The sequence below is a fragment of the Brachybacterium zhongshanense genome (assembly GCF_055385755.1).
In genome coordinates this window covers 3,426,139-3,450,125 of sequence record NZ_AP043790.1, presented here as the reverse complement: position 1 = coordinate 3,450,125, position 23,987 = coordinate 3,426,139, and the positions used below count along the sequence as shown (strand labels likewise).

At 72.6% G+C, this 23,987-nt stretch carries 17 protein-coding genes and 1 riboswitch; of the genes, 10 read left to right on the top strand and 7 right to left on the bottom strand.

Annotated features, from left to right (window positions below):
- Nucleotide 1 precedes the first annotated feature (1 nt).
- A complete protein-coding gene (thiS, locus tag ACZ5AJ_RS15295) occupies nucleotides 2-244 on the bottom strand; it encodes a sulfur carrier protein ThiS (protein ID WP_464135904.1) in 243 nt (80 codons plus the stop codon).
- Entirely contained in the window at nucleotides 241-1,479 is a 1,239-nt protein-coding gene (gene thiO / locus ACZ5AJ_RS15290; RefSeq protein WP_464135903.1) for a glycine oxidase ThiO, read from the bottom strand. The genes thiS and thiO overlap by 4 nt, the downstream gene beginning before the upstream one ends.
- Nucleotides 1,474-1,579, bottom strand: a riboswitch (TPP riboswitch). Its footprint overlaps the gene before it by 6 nt.
- Nucleotides 1,580-1,647: 68 nt before the next feature.
- Here thiO and thiE point away from each other — a divergent pair.
- The gene (thiE, locus tag ACZ5AJ_RS15285; RefSeq protein ID WP_464135902.1) at nucleotides 1,648-2,352 is read left to right on the top strand and encodes a thiamine phosphate synthase; all 705 of its coding nucleotides are present in this window, start codon (nucleotides 1,648-1,650) and stop codon (nucleotides 2,350-2,352) included.
- An 11-nt stretch (nucleotides 2,353-2,363) separates the two neighbouring features.
- On the opposite strand, the gene ACZ5AJ_RS15280 is transcribed toward thiE, so the two are convergent.
- A complete protein-coding gene (locus ACZ5AJ_RS15280; protein WP_464135901.1) occupies nucleotides 2,364-3,224 on the bottom strand; it encodes a hypothetical protein in 861 nt (286 codons plus the stop codon).
- Nucleotides 3,225-3,348: 124 nt separating this feature from the next.
- On the opposite strand from ACZ5AJ_RS15280, the gene ACZ5AJ_RS15275 reads away from it, so the two are divergent.
- The 8 genes from ACZ5AJ_RS15275 (at nucleotide 3,349) to ACZ5AJ_RS15240 (ending at nucleotide 16,567) form a co-directional block, all read left to right on the top strand.
- The gene (locus ACZ5AJ_RS15275; protein WP_464138785.1) at nucleotides 3,349-4,194 is read left to right on the top strand and encodes a LamB/YcsF family protein; all 846 of its coding nucleotides are present in this window, start codon (nucleotides 3,349-3,351) and stop codon (nucleotides 4,192-4,194) included.
- A 17-nt stretch (nucleotides 4,195-4,211) separates the two neighbouring features.
- On the top strand, nucleotides 4,212-6,137 hold the full coding sequence (locus ACZ5AJ_RS15270) for a 5-oxoprolinase subunit B/C family protein (protein ID WP_464135900.1): 1,926 nt from the start codon (nucleotides 4,212-4,214) through the stop codon (nucleotides 6,135-6,137).
- Nucleotides 6,138-6,174: 37 nt separating this feature from the next.
- On the top strand, nucleotides 6,175-6,711 hold the full coding sequence (locus tag ACZ5AJ_RS15265) for an NUDIX domain-containing protein (protein ID WP_464135899.1): 537 nt from the start codon (nucleotides 6,175-6,177) through the stop codon (nucleotides 6,709-6,711).
- A 44-nt stretch (nucleotides 6,712-6,755) separates the two neighbouring features.
- Complete coding sequence (locus ACZ5AJ_RS15260; protein WP_464135898.1) at nucleotides 6,756-8,087, top strand: MFS transporter; 1,332 nt, start codon at nucleotides 6,756-6,758, stop codon at nucleotides 8,085-8,087.
- Between the two features lie 201 nt (nucleotides 8,088-8,288).
- Entirely contained in the window at nucleotides 8,289-9,800 is a 1,512-nt protein-coding gene (locus tag ACZ5AJ_RS15255) for an FGGY-family carbohydrate kinase (RefSeq protein WP_464135897.1), read from the top strand.
- A 124-nt stretch (nucleotides 9,801-9,924) separates the two neighbouring features.
- Nucleotides 9,925-12,240, top strand: coding sequence for an FdhF/YdeP family oxidoreductase (locus ACZ5AJ_RS15250; RefSeq protein WP_464135896.1), 2,316 nt, complete (start codon nucleotides 9,925-9,927; stop codon nucleotides 12,238-12,240).
- Between the two features lie 321 nt (nucleotides 12,241-12,561).
- The gene (locus ACZ5AJ_RS15245; RefSeq protein ID WP_464135895.1) at nucleotides 12,562-15,531 is read left to right on the top strand and encodes a xyloglucanase; all 2,970 of its coding nucleotides are present in this window, start codon (nucleotides 12,562-12,564) and stop codon (nucleotides 15,529-15,531) included.
- A 169-nt stretch (nucleotides 15,532-15,700) separates the two neighbouring features.
- The gene (locus ACZ5AJ_RS15240; RefSeq protein ID WP_464135894.1) at nucleotides 15,701-16,567 is read left to right on the top strand and encodes an SMP-30/gluconolactonase/LRE family protein; all 867 of its coding nucleotides are present in this window, start codon (nucleotides 15,701-15,703) and stop codon (nucleotides 16,565-16,567) included.
- 51 nt (nucleotides 16,568-16,618) lie between these two features.
- Here ACZ5AJ_RS15240 and putP read toward each other — a convergent pair whose 3' ends face one another.
- From putP to ACZ5AJ_RS15220, 4 genes are all read right to left on the bottom strand, one after another.
- Nucleotides 16,619-18,211 (bottom strand): sodium/proline symporter PutP, encoded by a 1,593-nt coding sequence (gene putP, locus ACZ5AJ_RS15235; RefSeq protein ID WP_464135893.1) that lies wholly within the window; start codon nucleotides 18,209-18,211, stop codon nucleotides 16,619-16,621.
- A gap of 370 nt (nucleotides 18,212-18,581) precedes the next feature.
- Nucleotides 18,582-20,117: a glycerol kinase GlpK gene (gene glpK / locus ACZ5AJ_RS15230; RefSeq protein ID WP_464135892.1), complete on the bottom strand. Its 1,536-nt coding sequence runs from the start codon at nucleotides 20,115-20,117 to the stop codon at nucleotides 18,582-18,584.
- A gap of 111 nt (nucleotides 20,118-20,228) precedes the next feature.
- Nucleotides 20,229-20,948, bottom strand: a complete 720-nt coding sequence (locus ACZ5AJ_RS15225; RefSeq protein ID WP_464135891.1) for an MIP/aquaporin family protein — start codon at nucleotides 20,946-20,948, stop codon at nucleotides 20,229-20,231.
- Between the two features lie 216 nt (nucleotides 20,949-21,164).
- Nucleotides 21,165-22,910, bottom strand: a complete 1,746-nt coding sequence (locus tag ACZ5AJ_RS15220) for a glycerol-3-phosphate dehydrogenase/oxidase (RefSeq protein ID WP_464135890.1) — start codon at nucleotides 22,908-22,910, stop codon at nucleotides 21,165-21,167.
- 110 nt (nucleotides 22,911-23,020) lie between these two features.
- Between ACZ5AJ_RS15220 and ACZ5AJ_RS15215 the strand changes: the two genes are divergently transcribed.
- Entirely contained in the window at nucleotides 23,021-23,980 is a 960-nt protein-coding gene (locus ACZ5AJ_RS15215) for a sugar-binding transcriptional regulator (protein ID WP_464135889.1), read from the top strand.
- Nucleotides 23,981-23,987 lie beyond the last annotated feature (7 nt).

Below are 23,987 nucleotides of genomic sequence, written 5' to 3'. Positions count from 1 at the left end.
CTCAGCCTCCTTGGACGGCGGTGACGAACTCGCAGCGGGCCCCGGCGGCCAGCGGCGTCGCGGCCCAGCGGCTGCGGGGGACGACGGCGTCGTCGAGGGCGACGGCGACGCCGAGCGCTCCGCCGTCGGCCGATCGTCCGTCCTCGCCGACCTGCTGACCGAGCCTATGGGCGACCAGGTCCCGGACGGTCCAGGCCGCGGGGACCTCGACCTCCTCGGCGTTGACGCTCAGCGTGATGGTCATCGGGCCTCCTCGAGGGCGGGGGACGCGCTCGTGCGCGCGGGCTGCGGTGCGGGGGTGAAGCGGTCGGGCCGGACGGCGTCCATCAGCTCGGCGTGCTCGGGCGGGAGCGGCGCGCCGTCGACCAGGTCGGCGGTGCGCTGCGCGGCCCACGCCGAGAGCAGGATCCCGTGACGGTGGCATCCGGTGGAGACGATCACGCGAGGATCGGTCGGGACGGCGCCGAGCAGGGGCATGTCGTCGGGGGTGCCGGGGCGGTCGCGGGTGGTGACCTCGATCAGCTCGGTCTCGCGGATCGCCGGGAGGATCTCGGCGGCATCCTGCAGCAGCTGCAGCACACCGCCGGTGGAGGTGCCTGCCAGGTCGTCCTCCCGGCTGGTGGCGCCGAGCACGAGGGTCCGGTCGTCCCGCGGGACGAGATAGACGGGCCGGCCGCGCACGATCGCGCGCACGGTGCGGCCCACCAGGTTCTCCTCCCCCGGCAGCAGCAGGGAGTCGGGGACGCGCAGGCGCAGCACGTCTCCGCGCACGGGCCGCATCGCCAGGTCGAGAGCGCGGTGGGGGCCGTCGATCCCGGGGACGCCGAGCCCGGCGGCCAGGATGATCCTGTCGGCGGGGGCCGCGTCGTCGTCGGCCTCCGGGAGGGGGTCGAGCTCCGCGAGGGAGCGGACGGCGCCGAGGCGGATCGGGACGGCGGGCCCGTCGGGGCCGTCGGCCTCGAGGTCGGCGCGGACCGCGGCGGCGAGGCGGCGCGGATCGACCTGGTGGTCGCTCTCGAGGAGCACGCCTCCGCTGATGCCGCGCAGGAGGGCGCCCTCCTCGCGCCGCGCCTCGGCGCCGGTCAGCTCGCGCACGGAGGCGCCGCTGCGCCGCTGCACGGCGGCGAGGTCGCTCAGGGCTGCGAGGTCGCCCGCGTCGCGGCCGACGACGAGGGTCGAGGCATCGCGGTAGCCCGGATCGGGCAGAGGGTCCGCCCCGGCCGACGAGCGGGCCGCGCTGCGCTCGGCGAGGCGGGCGGCGAGCGCGCGATGGTCCTGCTCGGCCTCGCGCATCATCCGCCACAGCGGGCTCTGGCCGTACTGCATCTCGGCGGCGGGCGCGAGCATCCCGGCGGCGGCGAAGGTCGCCTGCTCGGCGACCCCGGTGGAGCGGATCTCGACGCGATGCCCGCGACGGCGCAGCTCATGGGCGGTGAGCAGGCCGACGATGCCTGCTCCGATGATGACGACACGCTGCACGGGCGCATTCCTCCTGACGACGGCATGATCCGCATCCAGTGCTGGTGGTCGGCGCCTCGCGCCCTCTCAGCCCGCCGACCGGGCTCCCACGGAACGGAGCCGAGTCTACGCGCCCCCGATCGGCGCTGTCGGGCCGTCCGGCGGGTCCTGCTGTGGGACGCTGTGCGCATGACCGCTGATCAGCAGACCCCCTCCCGGCGACGCGCGAGCCGGGACGAGACCGGCGAGCAGCGCCGAGCCGCCCTCGCGAGCGCGCGCCTGTACGTGTGCGTGGACCTCTCCCGCGGGCTCGATGACCTGCTCGCCTTCGCCGACGCCGCCTTCCGCGGGGGCGTGGACATCCTCCAGGTGCGCGACAAGGGCGCCGAGGCCCGTGCCGAGGTCGAGGCGCTGCGGGCGCTGCGTCCCGTCGCCGACGCCCACGGCGCGCTGCTCGCCGCCAATGACCGGGCCGACGTGGCGGTGCTCGCCGGCACCGATGTGCTCCACCTCGGGCAGGGGGATCTGACCACGGCGGATGCTCGCGCGCTGGTCGGTCCCGACGTCCTCGTCGGCCGCTCCACCCGCACCCTCGAGCAGATGCACGAGGCCGACGCCGATCCCGGCATCGACTACTTCTGCACCGGGCCCGTCTGGGCGACGCCGACGAAGCCGGGCCGCGAGCCCGTCGGCCTCGACCTCCCCCGTGCGGCCGCCGAGCGGACCGGTCCCGAGCCCAAGCCGTTCTTCGCGATCGGCGGGATCGATGCGGACCGCGTGCCGGAGATCCTGTCGACGGGTGCCGAGCGCATCGTCGTCGTGCGGGCCGTGACCGCTGCGGAGGATCCGGAGGCCGCCGCGCGCGCCCTCAGGGAGGCGCTCGACGCCAGCTGACGGCCCGCCGCTCAGCGGGAGCTGACGACCTCCACCGCGAGTGCCCTCACAGCGTCCGCGTCCAGCACCGTCACCTGCAGGCGCGGATCCGGGGCGGTGGGGTCGAGCGCCTCCATCAGGAGCACCTCCTCGGGCGTCGGATAGAGGCTGACCTGTCGCACTCCCGCATCGCTCGAGCGCACGGAGGTGAGCACCGCGATCCCGCGGGCCGCCGCGAGCCGGCGCGCCATCGCGCTGGTCTCCGTCAGCTCCGAGGCGCGCAGCACGACCCGGCGCTGCGGGGCGCTCTCCGTCGGCGAGTCGTGGACGGGGCTGTCCCCGGCAGTCCCGTCGGGGTCGATCACCGCGGCGAGGCGCCCGGCCGCCTGGGCAGGGCGCAGCGGCGTGAAGCGATGGATCCCGCTTCCCGTGACCTCCTCCTCGAGGACGCCGTCGGGATCGACGTACCAGTGGACGCGACGGGTCGCGGCGCCGTCCACGGTCCGCACCGTCCGCTCGAGGGTGGTGAAGACCGCGGCGGTCCGGCGCAGGACGAGGACCTCGGCGAGCTCCGGGTCCGGCCGCAGCCCCTCCGCCCCCGTCCCCGGGTCGCGGAACGGCTCGAGCCGGCCGGCTGCGAGCAGGCCCCGCACAGCGACCTCGGCGGCCTCCTCGACCCGGTCCGGCCGGGCGTCGAGCCAGGGCAGCGCGGACGGCTGACGCGCATCGGTCCCCTCCAGGCCGACGAGCTGCTCGTCGGTCAGGGACAGCAGCGGCTCCGGCTCCGAGGCGCCGGCGCGTGCGAGCACCGAGCCCGTGCCGTGCGCGCGAGGGCCTGCGGCGCGGGCGTCGTCAGGGCGGGGGCGGGCTGGGCGATCACCGGGTTCGCTCATCGTGCGAGCGTAACGGGCTCAGGACAGGGGGGACGACAATGGGAGGGTGCCGCAGCTCGATCGGGCGACTTCGGCACGCCCCGTCGGCCCGATCCCCGTCGATCCCGAGGAGGAGACGACCTCGATGACCGCCCGCACCCTCTCGCAGGACCCGCCGCAGGGCACCCCTCCCCGCTCGCCGATCGACCTGAACGCCGACCTCGGCGAGGGCTGGGGCGCCTGGTCGATGGGCGATGACGAGGCCATGCTCGACATCGTGACCACGGCGAACATCGCCTGCGGAGGCCATGCCGGGGACCCCTCGACGATGCGCAGGGCCGTCGGCGCCGCCCATGCGCGCGGGGTCGCGATCACCGCGCACGTCGCCTACCCGGATCTGCTGGGATTCGGCCGACGGCGCATGGACATCGCTCCCGCGGAGCTGACCGATCAGGTGATCGCCCAGACCGGGAGCCTGCTCGCGATCGCCGGAGCGGTCGGCGCCCGGGTCGTCGGCATCAAGCCGCACGGAGCCCTCTACAACACCCTCGCCCATGACGCGGCGCAGGCCGATGCGGTGATCGCTGCGGTCCTGGCTCTGCAGGGGATCGCCGGGGACCTGCTGCTGGTGGCCGCTCCGGGATCGGTGGTCGCCGCGCGCGCGGAGGCGGCGGGGATCGGCGTCGTGCTCGAGGGCTTCGCCGACCGCGCCTACCTCGCCGACGCCTCCCTCGCCCCGCGGCGCGAGCCCGGCGCCGTGCTCGTCGACCCCGAGGAGGTCGCCGCGCAGGCTCTCGAGCTGGCGCTGGACGGCCGCGCCAGGATCCACGGAGGCGGACCGGCCCGGGTCCCGGTGCCCTGCCGCAGCATCTGCCTGCACGGGGACACGCCCGGCGCGGTGGAGCTGGCCCGGACGGTGCGCTCGCGGCTCGAGGCGGAGGGCGTCCGCCTCGCGGCGCCGGATCCCCGCGCTCCGGGGGCCCCGCGGTGAACGACGCGGATCCTGCGGTGAGCGGCACGGAGCCCGCGGCGGGCGGCGCATGGCCCGCGGCGAGCGCCTCGACGATGCTGCCCGCACCGCTCGCGGTGCACCGGGCCGGGGAGGCCTCGGTGCTGGCGGAGTACCCCGGCACCGCGGAAGTGCTCGCGGCCGCCGCATCGGTGAGGGCCGCGGCGCCCGTCGGCCTGATCGACCTGGTCCCCGCCGAGCGGACCCTCCTGCTGCGGGGGACCGTCCGGGGCGACGTCCGCTCCTTCGCCGCGCTGCTCGCGCAGCTGCCTGCGGCCGACGCCGAGGACAAGGAGGCCGGCGAGGTCCGTCTGCCGATCGTCTATGACGGGGACGACCTCGCCGAGGTCGCCGACCTGCTCGGCATCACCCCGGAGGCCCTGGTCGCCGCGCATGCGGAGGCCTCGTGGACGGCCGCCTTCGGCGGCTTCGCCCCCGGCTTCGCCTATCTGCTGCCGACGACGGGCCCGGACCCGAGCGCCGCGACAGGCCCGAGCACCGCGACGGGGACGGCCGTCCCCGCTCTGCCCTGGGACGTGCCTCGCCGCGCGGAGCCGCGCACGGCGGTGCCTCCGGGCGCCGTCGGCCTGGCCTCCCGCTACTGCGGGGTCTATCCCCGCTCCTCCCCCGGCGGCTGGCAGCTGATCGGCCGCACCGACGCCGTGCTGTTCGATCCTTCGCGCGAGCGTCCCGCGCTGCTGTCCCCCGGCACGCGGGTGCGGTTCAGTCCGCGGCGGGCGATCGCCCAGTCCCGTGGTTCCCTGCCGGCACGAGCGGCGGCCCTCCCCGGGCGCGCGGCGGCGCTCCCCGGGCGCGCGGCGGCGCTCCCCGGGCGCGTCCTGCGCCGTCCCGCTGCGGCCTCCCGGGTCGGGCGCCGCGGGCTCACGGTGCTCTCCGCCGGTCCTCTCACCCTCCTCGAGGACGGTGGACGCGCCGGTCAGGGCTCGATCGGGGTGAGCGGCTCGGGGGCGTTCGACCGGACGGCGCTGGTCCGGGCGAACCTCGCCGTCGGGAACCCGGCGCTGACCGCGGCTCTCGAGATGCTCGTCGGACCGCTGCGCCTGCGCGCCCTCGAGCCCGTCGTCCTCGCTGTCGCCGGAGCGCCCGCCCCCGTGGCCGTCCGCCGCGGCGCCGAGGACGAGGAGGATCTCGAGCTGTCCGCCCGCCGCTGCTGCGAGCGACCGATCGCGCTCGATGCAGGGGACCGGATCGAGATCGGCCCCGTCGCGAGCGGACTGCGCACGATCGTCGCGATCCGCGGCGGGATCCGCCCTGCGCAGAGCGCCGACGGCGAGCACGGTGCGGTCCTGGGCTCCCTGTCCCGCGACACCCTGTCCTCCCTCGGGCCCGAGCCGCTCAGCGCGGAGGACGTGCTGCTCGTCGGCCCCGGCCGGGGGCTCTCCGCGATCCCGCCGCCGAACCCGCGGACAGCGATCCACACCGAGCTCGGGGCCGACGACGATCCCTCGGACGTCCCTTCCGACGAGCACCGCGGCGAGCAGGCCGGCGCGCCCGACGACCGGGCCGACGGCTCGGCACGCACCGCGGAGATCGTGGTCGACCTGGTGCCCGGCCCCCGAGACGCGCTCCTCGCCTCCCCGGCGATGGATGCCCTGCTCGCCCCGGGATGGACCGTGCGAGGGGACTCGGACCGCGTGGGAGTGCGGCTGGAGGGTCCGCCGCTCCCGGTGTCGGAGGGCGCGGCGACGCTCCCCAGCGAGGCGGCGGTCCCCGGGGCGGTCCAGGTCCCGCCGTCGGGCCTTCCGGTCGTCTTCGGACCGGACCATCCCACCACCGGCGGCTATCCCGTGATCGGGGTGGTCACCCGTGCCGGACTGGATCTGCTCGCCCAGGCTGAACCGGGCGCGGTCGTGCGCTTCCGGACCGTCGGCGCCGAGGGAGCATCCTCCGGCCGACGGGAATAGGCTGGCCCGCGGACCGTCGTCGAGGGGAGCTCTCCCCATGGACGGAGCCCGTCGCCGCGACCGCCTGGAGGCCCGAGGGACCATGCCCCACCTGCTGCCCGAGCCCGCCTACTTCGCGACCCTGCCCAAGGTCGTCGCCTACGGCGCGGTGATCCTGCGCGACGAGCACGGACGGGTCGTCGTCGAGAAGCCCAACTACCGCGACCACTGGCTGCTGCCCGGAGGCGGCGTCGATCCCGGCGAGGATCCGCGCGACTGCGCCCGACGCGAGGTCCGCGAGGAGCTCGGTCTCGACATCGAGGTGGGACGGATGCTGACGGTCGCCTGGGTCCCCGCCCGCGCCGACCGCGGCGCCCCGATGGGTGCCCACTTCCTCTTCGACGGCGGCACCCTCCCGGCAGCCGAGCTCGAGGCGAGCATCGTGCCGCAGGCCTCCGAGCTGGAGGACTGGAGGCTGGTGGACGAGTCCGAGCTCGACATCCTCTCCCGCTGGGGCGCGCACCGCGCCCGCAGCGCGCTCGCCGTCCTGCACGGCCGGGCCGACGCCGACCTCGACGCCATGCCCCACCGCTGACCGCCGGTCGCATCGCCATCCCCGACCCCCGCTGCGGAGACACCATGACCAGCACCCCGACTCTCACCCGCTCGGAGCGCCTCGACCGTCTGCCCTTCACCCGGAAGCATGCGAAGCTGCTGGGCGCCTCCGGCGTCGGCTGGGCGCTGGACGCGATGGACGTGGGACTGGTGTCCTTCGTGATCGCGGCGCTGACCGTCCACTGGGGCATCGACAAGTCCGACGGATCGCTCATCGCCTCCGTCGGCTTCGCGGGCATGGCCATCGGCGCGACCGTCGGCGGTCTGCTCGCCGACCGCATCGGCCGACGCTCCGTCTTCGCCCTCACGCTCCTGATCTACGGCCTGGCGACCGGTGCCTCCGCCCTCTCCGGCGGGCTCGCGATGCTGATCGCGCTGCGCTTCGTCGTCGGTCTCGGCCTGGGTGCCGAGCTGCCGGTGGCCTCCACGCTGGTCAGCGAGTTCGCACCGGCCCGGATCCGCGGGCGGGTGATCGTCTGGCTCGAGGCGTTCTGGGCCGTCGGCTGGATCCTCGCCGCTGTGATCGGCACGTTCGTGGCGGCCTCCGGGCCGACGGGCTGGCGCTGGGCGCTCGCCATCGGCACCGTGCCAGCGCTGTGGGCGCTGATCATCCGGCTCGGCATGCCGGAGTCCGTGCGCTTCCTCGAGCGCCGCGGGCGGCACGACGAGGCCGAGCGGATCGTCCGCGACTTCGAGAGCGCCGCCGCAGCGTCCTCCGCCGAGCCGGGGCACGCGCCGGAGACGCGAGCCGCGGACGCACCGCGGGAGACGGAGGGGATCTGGTCCCGCTCCCTCCGCGGCCGCACCGCCGGCCTCTGGGCGGTGTGGTTCTGCATCAACCTCTCCTACTACGGCGCGTTCATCTGGATCCCGACGCTCCTGGTCGACCGCGGCTTCTCGCTGACCACGTCGTTCTCCTTCACCCTGATCATCACGCTCGCCCAGCTGCCCGGCTACGCGGCCGCCGCCTGGCTGATCGAGGTCATCGGCCGGCGCTGGACCCTCACCGTTTTCCTCGCCGGCTCCGCCATGGCGGCCGTCGGATACGGGATGGCGGACTCCGAGGCGACGATCATCGCGGCCGGCTGCGCACTGAGCTTCTTCAACCTCGGCGCCTGGGGTGCGCTCTATGCGATCGGGCCCGAGCTGTACCCGACGGCGGTGCGCGGCACCGGGACCGGCGCCGCCGCCGGCTTCGGCCGTCTGGCCTCCCTCATCGCCCCGTTCATGGTGCCGCTGCTCGTGGCCGCGGGCGGGCAGGTCCTCGCCTTCGTCGTCTTCGCCGTCGCCTTCGCGCTCGCCGCCGTCGCCGCCTTCACGCTCCCCGAGCAGCGGGGGAAGGCCCTCGAGGCATAGACCTCGCGAGGCGCGGACGCCGGTCGGGCCGAACAGACGCCGGCCATGCCGGCCGGGTGCCGGTCAGGCCGACTCGAGGGAGCCGTCGTAGGCGCAGATCCGCAGGACCCGCGGGCCCCGGCGCCAGGTGGCAGGATGGTCGTCGGCCGACGGGGGTCGGCCGCCGGCGACCGTCGGCCGAGACTGCCCTGGAGGACATGGATGACCAGTGCGCGGACCCGCGTGACGCTCGGGATCGACGTCGGGACGTCATCCACCAAGGGGATGCTGGTGACGACCGACGGCACGGTCCTGCGCGGTGCGGCCCGCCACCACGAGCCGCAGCGGCCCCGCCCCGGGCACGTCGAGATGGACGCCGAGATCTGGTGGCGCGAGCTGATCGACCTGTCGGCGGAGCTGACCGCCCCCGGGGACGTGGAGATCATCGGGATCGGCGCGACCGGCATGGGTCCGTGCGTGCTCCCGGCCGACGAGGCGGGCGCGCCCCTCCACCCGGCGATCCTCTACGGCGTCGACACCCGCGCCGCCGCGCAGATCGCCGAGCTCGAGTCCCGGTTCGGCGCCGAGAGCATCCTTGAGCGCTCCGGATGCCTGCTGTCCTCGCAGGCCGCCGGACCCAAGCTGCTGTGGCTGCGCGAGGAGCATCCGGAGCTCGTCGAGCAGGGGACGCGCTTCTTCATGACGTCCTCGTTCCTGGTCCACCGGCTGACCGGCGAGCATGTGCTGGACCGGCCGAGCGCGAGCCAGTGCACGCCGTTCTGGGACGCGGCGGCGCAGGACTGGGACCGCGAGCGGGCGCACGAGGTGCTGCCGGGACTCGAGCTGCCTCGCCTGATGGACCCCGGCGACCTCGCCGGGACCGTGACCCCGGAGGCGGCCGCGCAGCTGCCGGGCGTGCCGGCCGGGATCCCCGTGGCCGCCGGCACCATCGACGCCTGGGCGGAGGCGGTCGGCGCGGGTGCCGACCATCCCGGCGACCTGATGATCATGTACGGGACGACGATGTTCCTCATCGCGACCTCGGAGCGTCCTGCCCGCAGCCGGACCCTGTGGGCGTCGGCCGGCATCCGCACGGGCGAGCACATGATGACCGGCGGGACCGCGACCTCGGGGGCGATCACCAGCTGGCTGCAGGGAGTCGTCGGCGCCGACGACCACGGCGCGCTGCTCGAGGAGGCGGCGGCCAGCGGTCCCGGGGCGAACGGGCTGCTCATGCTCCCCTACTTCGCCGGCGAGCGCTCCCCCGTGATGGATCCGGAGGCCCGCGGCGTCGTCGTCGGCCTGACGCTCTCGCACACCCGCGGCGACCTGCATCGGGCGGCGCTCGAGGCGGCGGCGCTGAGCGTGCGCCATCACCTCGACGAGATGGATGCCGCCGGAGCGGGCTTCTCGCGAGCCGTCGCCGTCGGCGGCGGAACCCGCGGAGGGCTGTGGCCGCAGATCGTCTCCGACGTCACCGGTCTGGCGCAGGAGCTTCCGTCCTGCACGGAGGACGCCCCGTACGGCGGGGCGCGGATGGCAGCGCAGCTCGCCGGGGTCGAGGGCACCGAGGCATGGAACCCGATCGAGCGGGTCGTCACCCCGGATCCAGGGCCGCGTGCCCGCTACGACGAGCTCTACGGCCTGTACCTGGACCTCTACCCGCGGACCCGCGAGGTCGCACACGCCCTCGCGCGGATGCAGACGGAGACGAAGACGCAGAAGGACGGTTGAGGGTCCAGCCCCTTCCGCCCCGTGAGACGATGGGGGTCCGGCGACTGCGCCCGCCCGCAGCTCGCCAGCGCATCACCGATGCCCCGGCGCGACGCCGCGGCGAGCTGCGGAAAGGATCCCCGCGATGCCCCCCTCGCTCTTCTCCCGACCGGCCCCCGAGACCGACGCCGGCGACGCCGACCTGACCGTCCACCGGCCCAAGACCTGGGCGACCGGCATCCCCGCCGCGGTCAACGCGATCACCACGGGCATCGAGCAGATGGGTCCCGTCCGCACTGCACGCACCCTGCTGACCGTCAACCAGGTCGGCGGCTTCGACTGCCAGTCCTGCGCCTGGCCCGACGAGGACCCCGACAAGCGCAAGAGGATCGCCTTCTGCGAGAACGGCGCCCGTGCTGTCGCCGACGAGGCGACCCAGCGCCGGGTCACCAACGAGTTCTTCGCCGAGCACTCGATCACCGAGCTGCGCGATCACTCGGACCACTGGCTGGGCGAGCAGGGCCGCCTCACGCATCCGATGGTCCGACGCGAGGGCTCCGACCACTACGAGCCGATCTCCTGGCGCGAGTCCTTCGCGCTGATCGGCACGCAGCTGCGCAGCCTCGACAGCCCCGACGAGGCGATCTTCTACACCTCGGGCCGCACCGAGAACGAGACCGCCTTCCTCCTGCAGCTGCTCGCGCGCCAGCTGGGCACGAACAATCTCCCCGACTGCTCGAACATGTGCCACGAGTCCAGCGGCGTGGCCATGAACGCCACCGTCGGCGTCGGCAAGGGGACCGTGACCCTGCAGGACGTCGAGACCGCGGACCTCCTCATCGTCGCCGGCCAGAACCCCGGCACGAACCATCCCCGGATGCTCGCGGCCCTCGCCGAGGCCAAGGCGAACGGCGGCCGCATCGTCGGCGTCAACCCGCTGCCGGAGGCCGGGCTGCTGCGCTTCAAGGATCCGCAGTCCCCGAAGGACGCGCTCGGCCGCGGCCAGGTCATCTCCGACGAGTTCGTGCAGATCCGTCTGGCCGGCGACCTCGCCCTCTTCCAGGGCATCAACAAGATCCTCATCGAGCGCGATGCCCTGGACCAGGTGTTCATCGACGAGAGCACCGCCGGCTTCGACGAGCTGCGCGTGCATCTCGACACCATCTCGTGGGACGACATCGAGCACGCCGCCGGCGTCCCGCGCGCCCAGATCGAGAAGGTCGCCCAGATGGTGATCGACGCCCGCAGCGTGATCGTCTGCTGGGCGCTCGGGCTCACCCAGCACGTGCAGTCGGTCGCCACGATCCAGGAGATCGTGAACCTCCTGCTGATGACCGGGAACATCGGTCGTCCCGGCGCAGGCCTGTGCCCCGTGCGCGGGCACTCGAACGTGCAGGGCGACCGCACCCAGGGCATCTACGAGAAGCCGTCCGAGGAGTTCCTCGCAGCCCTCGACGCCGAGTTCGGCATCGTCTCCCCCCGGGAGCACGGCCTGGACACCGTCGATGCGGTGCGCGCCATGGCCGACGGCCGCGGTCGCTTCTTCCTGCAGATGGGCGGCAACTTCGCCCGCGTCACCGGAGACACCGACCTCACCGACTCCGCCCTGCGCGGCCTCGACATGACGGTGTACATCTCCACCAAGCTCAACGGCACCCACCTCTCCCCCGGCAGGGTGTCGCTGATCCTGCCGACCCTCGGCCGCACCGAGCTCGACCTCACCGGCGGCACCCCGCAGAGGCTCAGCGTCGAGGACTCCATGTCGATGGTCCACGCCACCCAGGGGAAGCTGAAGCCCGCCTCACGGATGCTCCTCAGCGAGCCCGCGATCCTGACCGGCATCGCCCAGGAGACCTTCGGACCCGAATCCGTCGTCGACTGGCCCGCGATGATCACCGATTACTCGGTCATCCGCGATCACATCTCCCGGGTGATCCCCGGCTTCGAGGACTTCGAGCGGCGCCTCGACGAGCCCGGGGGCTTCCAGCTCCCCAACGGCCCGCGCGACTCGCGCACCTTCGCCACCGAGGACGGGAAGGCGCACTTCACCGCCTCGCCGCTGCATGTGCTGCGCATCCCCGAGGACCGCCTGCTGCTGCAGATCTCCCGCTCGCACGACCAGTTCAACTCCACCATCTACGCGCTCAACGACCGCTACCGCGGCATCGGCCACGGTCGCCGCGTGATCCTGCTGAACAACCGGGACATCGCGCGTCTGGGGCTGAAGAGCGGCCAGATCGTCGACGTCACCAGCGAGTACGACGGCGAGGAGCGCTTCGCCCAGGGCTTCCGGGTGCTCTCCTACCCCACCGCTCCCGGCTGCGCCTTCTCCTACTTCCCCGAGGCCAACGTGCTCGTGCACAACCGTCACGTCGCCGAGCGGTCCAACACCCCGGTCTACAAGTCCCTCCAGATCCGCCTCGAGCCCACCTCCCTCGTGGGCGAGCCTCCCCTGCGCTGACCCGGGCTGCCGGCCCGGCCCGCCTGGCCGCCTCAGCCCCCCTCTCAGCAGCCCGTCCCATCCATCCCGCAGTGATCGCCACGCCGAAAACCCTTTCGCCGCGGAAGCGTTTCGATTACGCTTCCCCTGATGCTGGTCATAGCTGACCAGCATCGTGCGGATCGCGGCGAGCAGCATCGCGCCGGCCGCCCTGGACCCTCCGTCGCCGTTCCGCGGAGGCTCCGCAGGCAGTTCCACCCGTTTCCCCCGGCGGGTGCCGCAGTGCGCGACGATCTGCGCAGCCACCGGCGGCAGCCGCGTTCCCTCACAAAGGAGTGACAGATGCACGGCCCCCACCCGGCCTCCTCCCACCCGGTCTCCTCCCCGGCGTCCGCGAGCGGCGCCTCCCCCGTCTCCGCCTCGCGCGCCGCATCCGCCGCATTCACCGCATCCGCCGCATCCGCCGCATCCGCCGCATCCGCCCGGCTCGCCTCGCGCCACAGACGAAGCGTTTCGATCGCCTCGTCGGCCGCCCTGCTCGCACTGGTCGCGACGCCCTGCCTGACGGTGCCGGCCTTCGCGGCGCCGACCGGCTCCGCGCCCGCGGCTGCGGTCGCGACGACGCTCGGCGACTCCGCGTCGTCGGACTACACCTGGTCGAACGCCCAGATCGAGGGCGGCGGCTACGTGCCCGGGATCATCTACAGCCCGACCGAGGAAGGGCTGGTCTATGCGCGCACCGACATCGGCGGCGCCTACCGGCTGGATCGCGCCACCGACACCTGGGTGCCGCTGCTGGACGAGATCGGCTGGGACGACTGGGGCTACAACGGGGTGCTGAGCCTGGCCACGGACCCGGTCGAGCCGAACCGGGTGTACGTCGCGGTCGGCATGTACACCAACGAATGGGACCCCAACAACGGGGCGATCCTGCGCTCGGACGACTACGGGCAGACCTGGGAGCGCACCGAGCTGCCCTTCAAGGTGGGCGGCAACATGGCCGGTCGCGGGATCGGCGAGCGCCTGGTCGTCGACCCGGCGGACCATGACGTGCTGTACTACGGCGCCGAGAGCGGGAACGGGCTGTGGCGCTCGACCGACAAGGGCGTCACCTGGCAGCAGGTGACCTCGTTCCCGAACGTCGGCGACTTCGCGCCCGATCCGGACAGCGAGTGGAGCTATGACCGGCAGGAGATCGGTGTCCTGTGGACGGCGTTCGACACCCGCGGCGCGGCCGACGGCGACGGCTCGAGCACGATCTTCACGGCCGTCGGCGACACCGATGATCCGCTCTACCGCTCCGATGACGGCGGGGAGACCTGGCAGCCGGTCGAGGGGGCGCCCACGGGGTACCTCGCGCACCACGGGGCTGTGGACGAGGAGAACGGGTACCTGTACATCACGACCTCGGACACGGCGGGCCCGTACGACGGCTCCGACGGCGAGGTGTGGCGCTACTCGATCGACGACGGCACATGGACCGATCTGACGCCGGACTACCGTCCCGTCGGCTCCGACTTCGGCTTCTCCGGCCTGTCGATCGATGCGGACGACCCCGACACGATCATGGTGACCACGCAGGTGCAGTGGTGGCCGGACATCCTGATCTTCCGCTCCACGGACGGCGGGGAGAGCTGGTCCCCGATCTGGGAGTATGCGTCCGACGAGGAGGGGAACCAGGAGCTCGTCACCCGCTACCAGCAGGACATCTCCGAGGTGCCGTGGCTGACCTTCGGCGTCGAGCCGACGGAGCCGACGCTGTGGACGGAGCCCGCTCCGAAGCTCGGGTGGATGGCGGAGTCGCTGTCGATCAACCCCTTCGATCCCGACGAGATGATGTATGGGACGGGTGCGACGATCTACCGCACCCAGAACCTCACCGACTGGGACGAGGGCGGCACCGTGCAGATCACGCCGGCAGCCCGGGGCATCGAGGAGACCGCCATCCAGGATCTCGCGGCCCCGGCGGGCGATGTGGACCTGCTCTCGGCGATGTTCGACCTGGGCGGCTTCGTCCACGGCTCCATCGACGAGGTCCCCTCGATGATCGAGGATCCCTACATGGGCGGGACCGGCAGCGTCGACGTCGCCGGCCTCGATCAGGAGGCCTTCGTGCGCGCGGGCACCGATGCCGAGGGCGCCTTCCGCGTGGCCGTGTCCCACGACTCCGGGGAGACCTGGATCGGCGGCACGACGATCGAGGGGGCGACCGAGTCCGGGCGCGCGGCGCTCACGGCCGACGGCGGTGCCATCGTCTGGGCGGCGGCGGGCATCGGCATCCAGGTGAGCACCGACGACGGGCAGACCTGGACGTCGGCGACCGGCCTGCCCGAGGGCGCCGAGGCCTCCACGGCGGAGGTCCAGGCGGATCGCGTCGACCCGTCGCTCGTGCATGCCTGGGTCGACGGCGCATATCTCGTCTCGACCGACGGCGGTCTCAGCTTCACCAGCCCGGAGACCACTGCGGGCAGCGGCTCCTCCGGGAGCGCCGACGCCGCCGTGCTGCCGACCTCCGGCTCCGTGCGGCTCGCGACGGTCCCGGGCGTCGAGGGCGAGGTGTGGGCGGCCGGCGGCGACAAGGAGGGCGAGGGCGACGGCGTCTACGGCCTGTTCCGCTCGACCGACGGCGGCATCACCTGGGAGGTCTTCGACGGCTTCGATGCGGCTGACGTGGTCGGCTTCGGAGCGGCGGCCCCCGGCCGTGACATGCAGTCGATCTACGTCTCCGGCTCCTACGAGGGGCAGCGCGGCATCTACCGCTCTGTCGACGGCGGCGTCACGTGGCAGCGCATCAACGATGACCGGAACCAGTGGGGCATCACGGATGCAGCGATCACCGGCGATCCCGATGTCTTCGGCCGCGTCTACATCGCCACCAACGGTCGCGGCATCATCGTCGGCGACACGGACGCCGTGCCTGCGGAGCCGACGGAGCCCGCGGAACCGTCGGATCCCTCTGAGCCCGCCGAACCGTCGGATCCCTCTGAGCCCTCTGAGCCCGCCGATGACAGCGGCAGCACCGGCGCACCCTCGGACGACGGCGGGGCGGGTGCCGACGGCGCCGACGACCCCTCGGCCGACGGGTCCTCATCGACAGGCTCCGGGGACGACGGCGCCACCGGCACCGACACCGCGACCGACACCCGAGCCGGCACAGACGCAGACGCAGACGCAGACGCAGACGCCACCGTCTCCGCGCCCGGCAGGCTCGCGGTGACCGGCACGAACGCCGCGATCGCCGCGGTGGCCGCAGCGGGTCTCGCGACCGTGGGCGGGCTGCTGTTGCTCCTGCGTCGGCGGTTCAGCGCCTGATCCGGAGCAGCAGCGGCTGATCGGGGACGGGCGCCGGCAGGGCGAAGTCGTGGGACATGGCATCACGTCAGCGATCCCGCGTAGCGTGGGGCTCGACGGCACCGTCCGCACCGCCTGCACCGGGGTGCCCGGTCGCCGTCGACCTCAGCGCCTTCCGAACGGAGCAGCCATGCAGGCCGAACGCCTCACCGACTCGATCTGCCACCATGCGGAGGGCCCGTACTGGTCCGACTCCTGGGGCGGACTGCGCTGGGTGGACCTCCTCGAGGGGGACATCATGCAGCTCCGCGCGGACGGCACCGCCCGTCGGATCAGCGGACCCAGCCCCGTGGTCGCGTGCGTGCGACCGTCCGACGGCGGAGGCGCCGTCCTCGCCGTCGAGAAGGGCTTCGCGATCGAGGACTCCGACGGATCCTTCACCGTGCTGCCGCCGCTGTGGGAAGGCTCGATCCGCATGAACGAGGGCGCGATCGCCCCCGACGGCTCCTTCCTGTGCGGCTCCATGGCCTACGGCGCGGTCCCCGGGGCGGCCTCCATGTGGCGCCTGCACCCCGACGGCTCCACCGAGCAGGTCCTCACCGACCTCACGATCTCCAACGGCCTGGCCTTCTCCGCCGACGGCGCGCACGCCTTCTACGTCGACACCCCCACCGGGCGGGTCGACCTGTTCGACTGGGACGATGAGGCGGGCCTCGTCGAGCGCCGTCCCTTCGCCGATCTCACCGGCCAGGACGGCCACCCCGACGGACTGACCCTCGACGCCGAGGGCAATGTGTGGGTGGCGATGCATTCGGGCCACCAGGTGCTCGGCCTCGGGGCCGACGGCTCCGTCGTCGAGCGCATCGCCGTGGGTCCCCGCCAGGTCACCGCCTGCGCGTTCGGCGGCGAGGACCGCGGCACCCTGTACATCACCACCAGCCGCGAGAACCTTCCGGACGGCGAGGACCCCGAGGCCGGGTCGCTGTTCGCGGTCCGGCCCGGGGTCGTCGGCCCGACGGAGGAGCGGGTCTTCGGGGACCCCGCGCCGGGCGTCTGAGAACCAGCAGGCGCCTCCGCCGGAGCTCGTGCCTCCACCGCTGGCCGGCGTTCAGCCGGCGGCCGGGGCGGGCTCCTCGTCCCGTCGGCCCCCGCCGCCCTCGCCGCGGTCGGGGATCTCGCCCGTGCGCAGCGAGGCGACCATGTCGTCGTACTCCTGCATGGCGATCGCCGGCGGGCGCGGTGTGATCAGCGAGACCACGATCGCGAGGATCAGCGCGACCGCGAAGCCGGGCACGATCTCGTAGAGGTGCTGGGCGGTGCCGTCGGCCGTGGTGAACAGACCCCAGGCGACATCGGGCTCCGCCTGACCCCACCAGAAGGCGACGCCGGCGCCGGAGATCATCCCGACGAGCGCACCCGGCATCGTCAGACGGCGCCAGAACAGGCTCAGCAGCACGATCGGCCCGAAGGCCGCGCCGAAGCCCGCCCAGGCGAAGGCCACCAGGTTCAGGATCGAGTTGTCCGGGTCCAGCGCGAGCACCATCGCGAAGATCGAGACGGCGAGCACCCCGCCGCGTCCGGCCCACAGCTTCGCCGTGGCGCCCAGCTTCAGGCCGAAGCCGCCCAGCAGGTCCTCGACCAGCGCCGACGAGCACACGATCAGCTGCGAGGACAGGGTGGACATGATCGCTGCGAGGACCGCCGCCAGCAGCAGGCCCGCCAGCATCGGATGGAACAGGATCTGCGCCAGGTCGAGGAACACGGACTCGCCGTTGGTCTTGTCGGTCAGCAGCGCGTCGCCGTTCTGCTGGAAGTAGGCCAGGCCCGCCATCGCGGTGAAGATCGCGCCGCACACGCACAGCACCATCCAGCTGATGCCGACGACCAGCCCGTACCTCGCGTCCCGGCTCGAGCGCAGCGCCATGAACCGGACGATGATGTGCGGCTGGCCGAAGTAGCCCAGCCCCCAGGCGAGCGAGGAGATCACGCCGACCGCGGTGGCACCGCGGGACATGGAGGTGAAGTTCTCGTCGACCTGCTGGATCGATGCCCACATCTCCCCCGGTCCGCCGACGACGACCATCGCCACGATCGGCACCGCCAGCAGCGACACCAGCATGATCAGGCCCTGGACCACGTCGGTGTAGCTCGCCCCGAGGAAGCCGCCGAACAGGCTGTACAGCACGGTCACGCTCGCGACCACCAGCATGCCCACCAGATACGGTCCGCCGAACATCGACTGGAAGAACACTCCCCCGGCAACCATGCCGGAGGACACGTAGAACGCGAAGAACACCAGGATCACCAGGCCCGCGACGATCCTCAGCAGGTGCGTGCGGTCGTGCAGCCGGTTCCCGAAGAAGCTCGGCACCGTGATCGAATCCCCTGCGATCTGCGTGTACTGGCGCAGCCTCGGGGCGACGAATGCCCAGTTCAGAGCGGCCCCGATGGTCAGGCCGACGGCCATCCAGGCCTCCACCAGGCCGCTGACGAACAGTGCGCCAGGCAGGCCCATCAGCAGCCAGCCGGACATGTCGGAGGCTCCCGCGGACAGCGCCGCGGTGAAGGGATGCAGCTGACGCCCGCCGAGCATGTACTCGTCGCCGCCGACGGTCTTGCGGTACGCGTGCAGGCCGATGCCGAGCATCGCGAGGAAGTAGATCGCCAGCGCGATCATCTTGAAGAGGAGGTCGAGGTCCATGACGAGTCTCCGATCTCAGGCTCGTCAGGTCGGCCGGGGTGCGCCGTCAGGACGGGCTCAGACTCCGCGCTCGGTTGCGCGGATGGCGGTCAGGGGGGACTGGGTGGAGGGGGACTGGGTGGAGGGGGACTGAGAGGTGGTGCGGCGAGGACGGGGGTCGTTCGACGGGGACGGGACCCTACCGACCCTACGCCCCCGGCGCCGGCTCGCGCAGAAGGCAGGCGGCAGGCGGCAGAAGGCAGGCGGCAGAAGGCAGGCGGCAGGCGGCCGCAGAGGAAGGGACCAGGAGCATGACCTCGACCCCTCACAGGCGTCGAGGTCGTGCTCCTGGTCCCCTCTTCAGCAGCCCGCCCAGCAGGCCGGGCCCCGTTCAGCCCTCGTGGGCCTCGGTGTCCTCGTCGACCCAGTCGAAGGTGCGCTCGACGGCCTTCTTCCACAGGCGCAGGCTGCGCTCGCGGGTCTCGGTGTCCATGGCGGGCTCCCAGCGCTTGTCCTCGGCCCAGTTGTCGATGACGTCCTGCTCACCGGACCAGTAGCCGACCGCGATGCCGGCGGCGTAGGCGGCGCCGAGGGCGGTGGTCTCGATGACCTTCGGCCGCACCACGGGGACGCCGAGGATGTCGGCCTGGAACTGCATGAGGGTCTCGTTCCTGACCATGCCGCCGTCGACCTTGAGCTCGGTGAGGTCGACGCCCGAGTCGAGGTTCATGGCTTCGAGCAGCTCGGCGGACTGGTAGGCGGTGGCCTCGAGCGTCGCGCGGGCGATGTGGTTCTTGTTGATGTAGCGGGTGAGGCCCACGATGACGCCGCGGGCGTCGGCCTTCCAGTAGGGGGCGAACAGGCCCGAGAAGGCAGGGACGACATAGCAGCCGCCGTTGTCGTCGACCTGCTTGGCGAGGTCCTCGATCTCGGGGGCGTCCTTGATCAGGCCGAGGTTGTCGCGGACCCACTGGACGAGCGAGCCGGTGACGGCGACCGAACCTTCGAGGGCGTAGATCGGCTTGGCGTCGCCGATCTTGTAGGCGACGGTGGTGAGCAGCCCGTTCTCGCTGCGCACCAGCTCCTCACCGGTGTTGATGAGCATGAAGTTGCCGGTGCCGTAGGTGTTCTTGGCCTGACCGATCTCGAAGCAGGCCTGCCCGAAGGTCGCGGCCTGCTGGTCGCCGAGGATGCCGGCGATGGGGGTGTCGATCAGCAGGCCCTGCTTGCGGCCGTACCCGTAGATCTCGGAGGAGGACTTGATCTCGGGGAGCATGGACAGCGGGATGCCCATGTCCGCGGCGATGTCCGCGTTCCAGTCGAGGGTGTCGATGTTCATCAGCATCGTGCGGGACGCGTTGGTGACGTCGGTGACGTGGACGCCGCCGTCGACGCCGCCGGTCATGTTCCACACGAGCCAGGCGTCGGTGTTGCCGAAGAGGAGGTCGCCCTTCTCGGCCTTCTCTCGGGCGCCCTCGACGTTGTCGAGGATCCACTTGACCTTGGGGCCGGAGAAGTAGGTCGCGAGCGGCAGGCCCACGCGCTCCTTGTACTTGTCGGCCCCCTCGTCGCCGGCGAGCTCGTCGCAGATGCGCTGGGTGCGGGTGTCCTGCCAGACGATCGCGTTGTAGACGGGCTCACCGGTGGTGCGGTCCCAGACGACGGCGGTCTCGCGCTGGTTGGTGATGCCGACGGCGGCGAGCTGGTGCCGGTTGATCTCGGCCTGCTGCAGGGCGTCGGCGACCACGGCGCGGGTGTTGCGCCAGATCTCGAGCGCGTCATGCTCGACCCAGCCGGCGCGGGGGAAGATCTGCTCGTGCTCCTTCTGCCCGGTGGAGACGATCTGCCCGCCGTGGTCGAAGACGATGGCACGGGTGGAGGTGGTGCCCTGGTCGATGGCGAGGATGTACTTCGGGGTGTCGTTCATGGTGACTCCTTCGTCGGGGTCGTTCGAGGGTAGTGCGATGCTCTGAGGGCGGTGCTCAGCAGGCCGGGCTCAGCAGGCCGGGCGCAGCAGGCCGGGCTCAGCGGGCTGGACTCAGAAGGCCGTGCTCAGCAGGCCGGCGATGACGCCGCCGATGAGGGGGCCGACGACGGGGACCCAGGCGTAGGACCAGTCCGAGCCGCCCTTGTTCCTGATCGGCAGCAGGGCATGCGCGATGCGGGGCCCGAGGTCTCGGGCGGGGTTGATGGCGTAGCCGGTGGGCCCGCCGAGGGAGGCGCCGATCGCGACCACCAGCAGGGCCACGGCCAGCGGGCCCATCTCGTGCGGGGTGTTGCCGAACAGCAGGATGACGAACACGAGCACGAAGGTCGCGATGATCTCGGTGACCAGGTTCCAGCCGTAGGAGCGGATCTCGGGACCGGTGGAGAACGTGCCCAGGATCGATGCCGAGTCCTCCTCGGCGTCGTAGTGGTTCTTGTAGGCGAGCCAGCAGACGATCGCGCCGAGGAAGGCGCCGATCAGCTCGGCGGAGAAGTAGGCGAAGGTGTTCGCTGCGGTCACCGGGATGTCAGGGGCGTACTCGGCGGCGCCGCTGGAGAGCAGGCCGATGGTCACCGCGGGGTTCAGGTGGGCGCCGGTCTTGTAGGCGACGAAGACGCCGCAGAACACGGCGAGCCCCCATCCGAAGTTGATGAGCAGCCAGCCGCCGCTGTTGCCCTTGGTCCTGCCCAGCACGACGTTGGCGACGACGCCACCGCCCAGCAGGGTCAGCATCGCCGTGCCGGCGATCTCGTACAGGAAGATGGTTGCCATGTGACCTCCTCGTCAGGTCCGGCGCGGCGTCCGCGGCCGGAGGCGGTCCCCGCTGCGGTGCGGGGATCGGGCAGGGCCGGCGCGTGCGCACGGCCCGATGGGGGTTCGGGGCCTGCGCGTCGGCGCGGGCCGGGGATCGGGTATCGGGGCTCGGTCGCCCCCGAGGGGCGGGGGCCGGTCGGCGCCCCCGCTCCGGGTGCTCAGGCTCTCTGGTTCTCAGCCGCGGTCGGGCACCTCCTGGGAGGCGCCGACGAGGCGGGCCGCCTCGGCATCGGTGGCCGTCGCCTCGCCCTCGAGGCGGGCGGCGATGTATGCGCGGTAGGCATCGACCTCGGCCTGCGCGACGGTCTCGTCCCAGCCGAGCTCGGGGGCCATCAGCCGGGCGACCTCCTCGGCGGCGTCGACGCCGCGGTCGCGGGTCTCGTAGTCCAGACGGGTGCGGCGCTCGAGCACGTCGGCCAGGTGGCGGGCGCCCTCGGCGCGGACGGCGTAGACGACCTCGGCGCGCAGGTAGCGCGCCGCGTGCTCGAGGGGGCGCCCGAGCTCGGGGTCCTCGTCGATCAGCGCGAGCACGTCGGTCAGCAGGGAGCCGTAGCGGAAGAGCAGGCGATCGGTGCGCATCTGGTCGAAGCCGTACCGTCGGCCGATCCCCGCCGCATCGCGCTTGAGCGTCTCGTACCCCTGGGCGCCGATCACCGGGACGCTGCGGGTGAGGCTGGGACGACCGGGCTCGATGTCCTTGATCGCGAAGTCGACGACGTCCTCGGCCATCACGCGGTAGGTGGTGAACTTGCCGCCGGCGATGGCGCTGAGCCCCGGCTCGACCTCCATCACGGTGTGCTCGCGGGAGACCTTGGTGGACTTCGAGGAGTCCCCGCCCTTCTTCACGGGCTGCAGCAGCGGGCGCAGCCCCGAGTAGACGCCGATGACGTCCTCGCGGGTCAGGTCGTCCTTGAGGACCGCGTTGGCGTGCTCGAGGACGTAGTCGATGTCCTCGCCGGTCGCGCCGACGGCACGGGGGTCCTCGGTCCACGGGGTGTCGGTGGTGCCGATGACCCAGTACTCGTCCCACGGGATGATGAACAGGACGGACTTCTCGGTCTGGGTGATGATGCCGGTGTCGGGGACGGCGCGGATGCGGTCACGGGCGACAGAGATGTGGATGCCCTTGGAGGCGAGCACCTCGAGACCGGAGTCGGCTCCGGCGAGCTCCTGCTGCTCCTGGGTCCAGACGCCGCCGGCGAGGATCGTCGCACGGGCGTGGACGTCGAACTCCTCGCCGGTCTCCTCGTCGCGCACGCGGGCGCCGACCACGCGCGCGCCCTCATGGAGGTAGCCGACGACGCTCGTGTAGTTGGCGACCGCGGCGTCGTGCTGGGCGGCGGAGCGGGTGAGCATCATGACGAAGCGCGCATCGTCCATCTGCGCGTCGTAGTACTCGAGGGCGCCGACGGCCTTCTCGCCGTCGAGGCCCGGGAACTCCTCGAGCATCTTCTCGTGCAGCAGATGCCGGTGGAAGGGCACGGCGCGCTTGCGGCCGACGGACTGCATCGCGTCGTAGAGCATGACGCCGGAGCCGATGAAGGCGCGGTCGACGACCTTCTTGAAGAAGGGGAACACGAACTTGATGGGCTTCACCAGGTGCGGGGCGGTGTGCTCGAGCAGCAGATCGCGCTCGCGCAGGGCCTCGGCGACGAGCTTGAAGTCGAGCATCTGCAGGTAGCGCAGACCGCCGTGCATGAGCTTCGAGGAGCGGGAGGAGGTGCCGGAGGCCCAGTCGTGCGACTCGACCAGTCCGACGCTGAGTCCGCGGGAGGCCGCGTCGAACGCCGCACCCGCACCGTTCACGCCGCCGCCGACGACGAGGACGTCCAAGGGCCTCTCTGCTGTCGCCTCCCGCAGTCGGGCGAGATGATCGGCACGACCGGACGGGGTGAGGGCGGACCGCTGCACTGAGGACACTGAAAGCTCCTTCGCTGTTCTGGAAGGCCCGCAAGGGGCCTAGGTCCCTATCGTCGAATCGACGTGCAGCCACTGGCAAGCCGGCTGCACGAACGTGCACAATGGGCCCCATGAGCTCCTCCCCGCGCCTCGACCAGGCGTACGAGGCTGCACGGATGTACTACGACGAGGGATCGACGATGGAGTCCATCGCCGGTGCGCTCCGCGTCTCGCGGTCGACGGTCTCCCGTCTGCTGCGCGATGCGCGCTCGCAGGGCCTGGTGGAGATCTCCCTGCATCCGCCGGGCGCCTACCGCATCGAGGAGCAGCGCCGACGGCTCGCCGAGCGCTTCGGCGTGACCGCCCGCGTCGTCGCCACCGAGCCCGACGCGAGCCAGATCCAGCGCCTGGAGACGACCACCGCGACCGCCGCCCGCGCCCTGGAGGACATGCTCGAGCCCGACATGATCGTCGGCCTCGCCTGGGGCACGACGCTGTCCGCTCTCGTCTCGCACCTGCAGTCACGCCCCACGCCCGGCCTTCGGGTGCTGCAGCTCAACGGTGCGATCGACACCGGCGGGTCGGGGCTGACCTATGTCGACACGATGCTGGCGCGCGCCGCCCAGCGCTGGGACGCGGCCGTCCAGCACTTCCCGGTGCCTGCGTTCTTCGACTACGCGGCCACCCGGGAGGCGATGTGGCGCGAGCGGTCGGTGCAGCGGGTGCTCGAGGCCCAGCGGCAGTGCACGCTCGCGGTGTTCAGCGTCGGCGCCTTCGACGCCGACGTCCCCAGCCACGTCTACGCCAGCAACTACCTCACCTCCGAGGATCGCGCCTCGCTGCAGGCCGACGGCGCAGTGGGCGACGTGTGCACGGTCTTCCTGCGGGCCGACGGCACCTCCCACGGCATCGGACTGAACGCCCGATGCTCGGGCCCCGACCACAATCAGCTGCGACGGATCCCCCGCCGCCTCCTGGTCGCCGTCGGCCGACGCAAGGCGCTGCCCCTGCGGGCCGCGCTGCTGGCCGGTCTCGCCACCGACCTCATCATCGACGACGTCACCGCGGCGAGCCTCCTCGCCCTGCACTGACGCCGCG

Coding starts and splice junctions, on each gene's coding strand:
- thiS (WP_464135904.1), bottom strand. CDS start 244: ATGACCATCACGCTGAGCGTCAACGCCGAGGAGGTCGAGGTCCCCGCG.
- thiE (WP_464135902.1), top strand. CDS start 1,648: ATGACCGCTGATCAGCAGACCCCCTCCCGGCGACGCGCGAGCCGGGAC.
- ACZ5AJ_RS15280 (WP_464135901.1), bottom strand. CDS start 3,224: ATGAGCGAACCCGGTGATCGCCCAGCCCGCCCCCGCCCTGACGACGCC.
- ACZ5AJ_RS15275 (WP_464138785.1), top strand. CDS start 3,349: ATGACCGCCCGCACCCTCTCGCAGGACCCGCCGCAGGGCACCCCTCCC.
- ACZ5AJ_RS15265 (WP_464135899.1), top strand. CDS start 6,175: ATGGACGGAGCCCGTCGCCGCGACCGCCTGGAGGCCCGAGGGACCATG.
- ACZ5AJ_RS15260 (WP_464135898.1), top strand. CDS start 6,756: ATGACCAGCACCCCGACTCTCACCCGCTCGGAGCGCCTCGACCGTCTG.
- ACZ5AJ_RS15255 (WP_464135897.1), top strand. CDS start 8,289: ATGACCAGTGCGCGGACCCGCGTGACGCTCGGGATCGACGTCGGGACG.
- ACZ5AJ_RS15250 (WP_464135896.1), top strand. CDS start 9,925: ATGCCCCCCTCGCTCTTCTCCCGACCGGCCCCCGAGACCGACGCCGGC.
- ACZ5AJ_RS15245 (WP_464135895.1), top strand. CDS start 12,562: ATGCACGGCCCCCACCCGGCCTCCTCCCACCCGGTCTCCTCCCCGGCG.
- ACZ5AJ_RS15240 (WP_464135894.1), top strand. CDS start 15,701: ATGCAGGCCGAACGCCTCACCGACTCGATCTGCCACCATGCGGAGGGC.
- putP (WP_464135893.1), bottom strand. CDS start 18,211: ATGGACCTCGACCTCCTCTTCAAGATGATCGCGCTGGCGATCTACTTC.
- glpK (WP_464135892.1), bottom strand. CDS start 20,117: ATGAACGACACCCCGAAGTACATCCTCGCCATCGACCAGGGCACCACC.
- ACZ5AJ_RS15225 (WP_464135891.1), bottom strand. CDS start 20,948: ATGGCAACCATCTTCCTGTACGAGATCGCCGGCACGGCGATGCTGACC.
- ACZ5AJ_RS15215 (WP_464135889.1), top strand. CDS start 23,021: ATGAGCTCCTCCCCGCGCCTCGACCAGGCGTACGAGGCTGCACGGATG.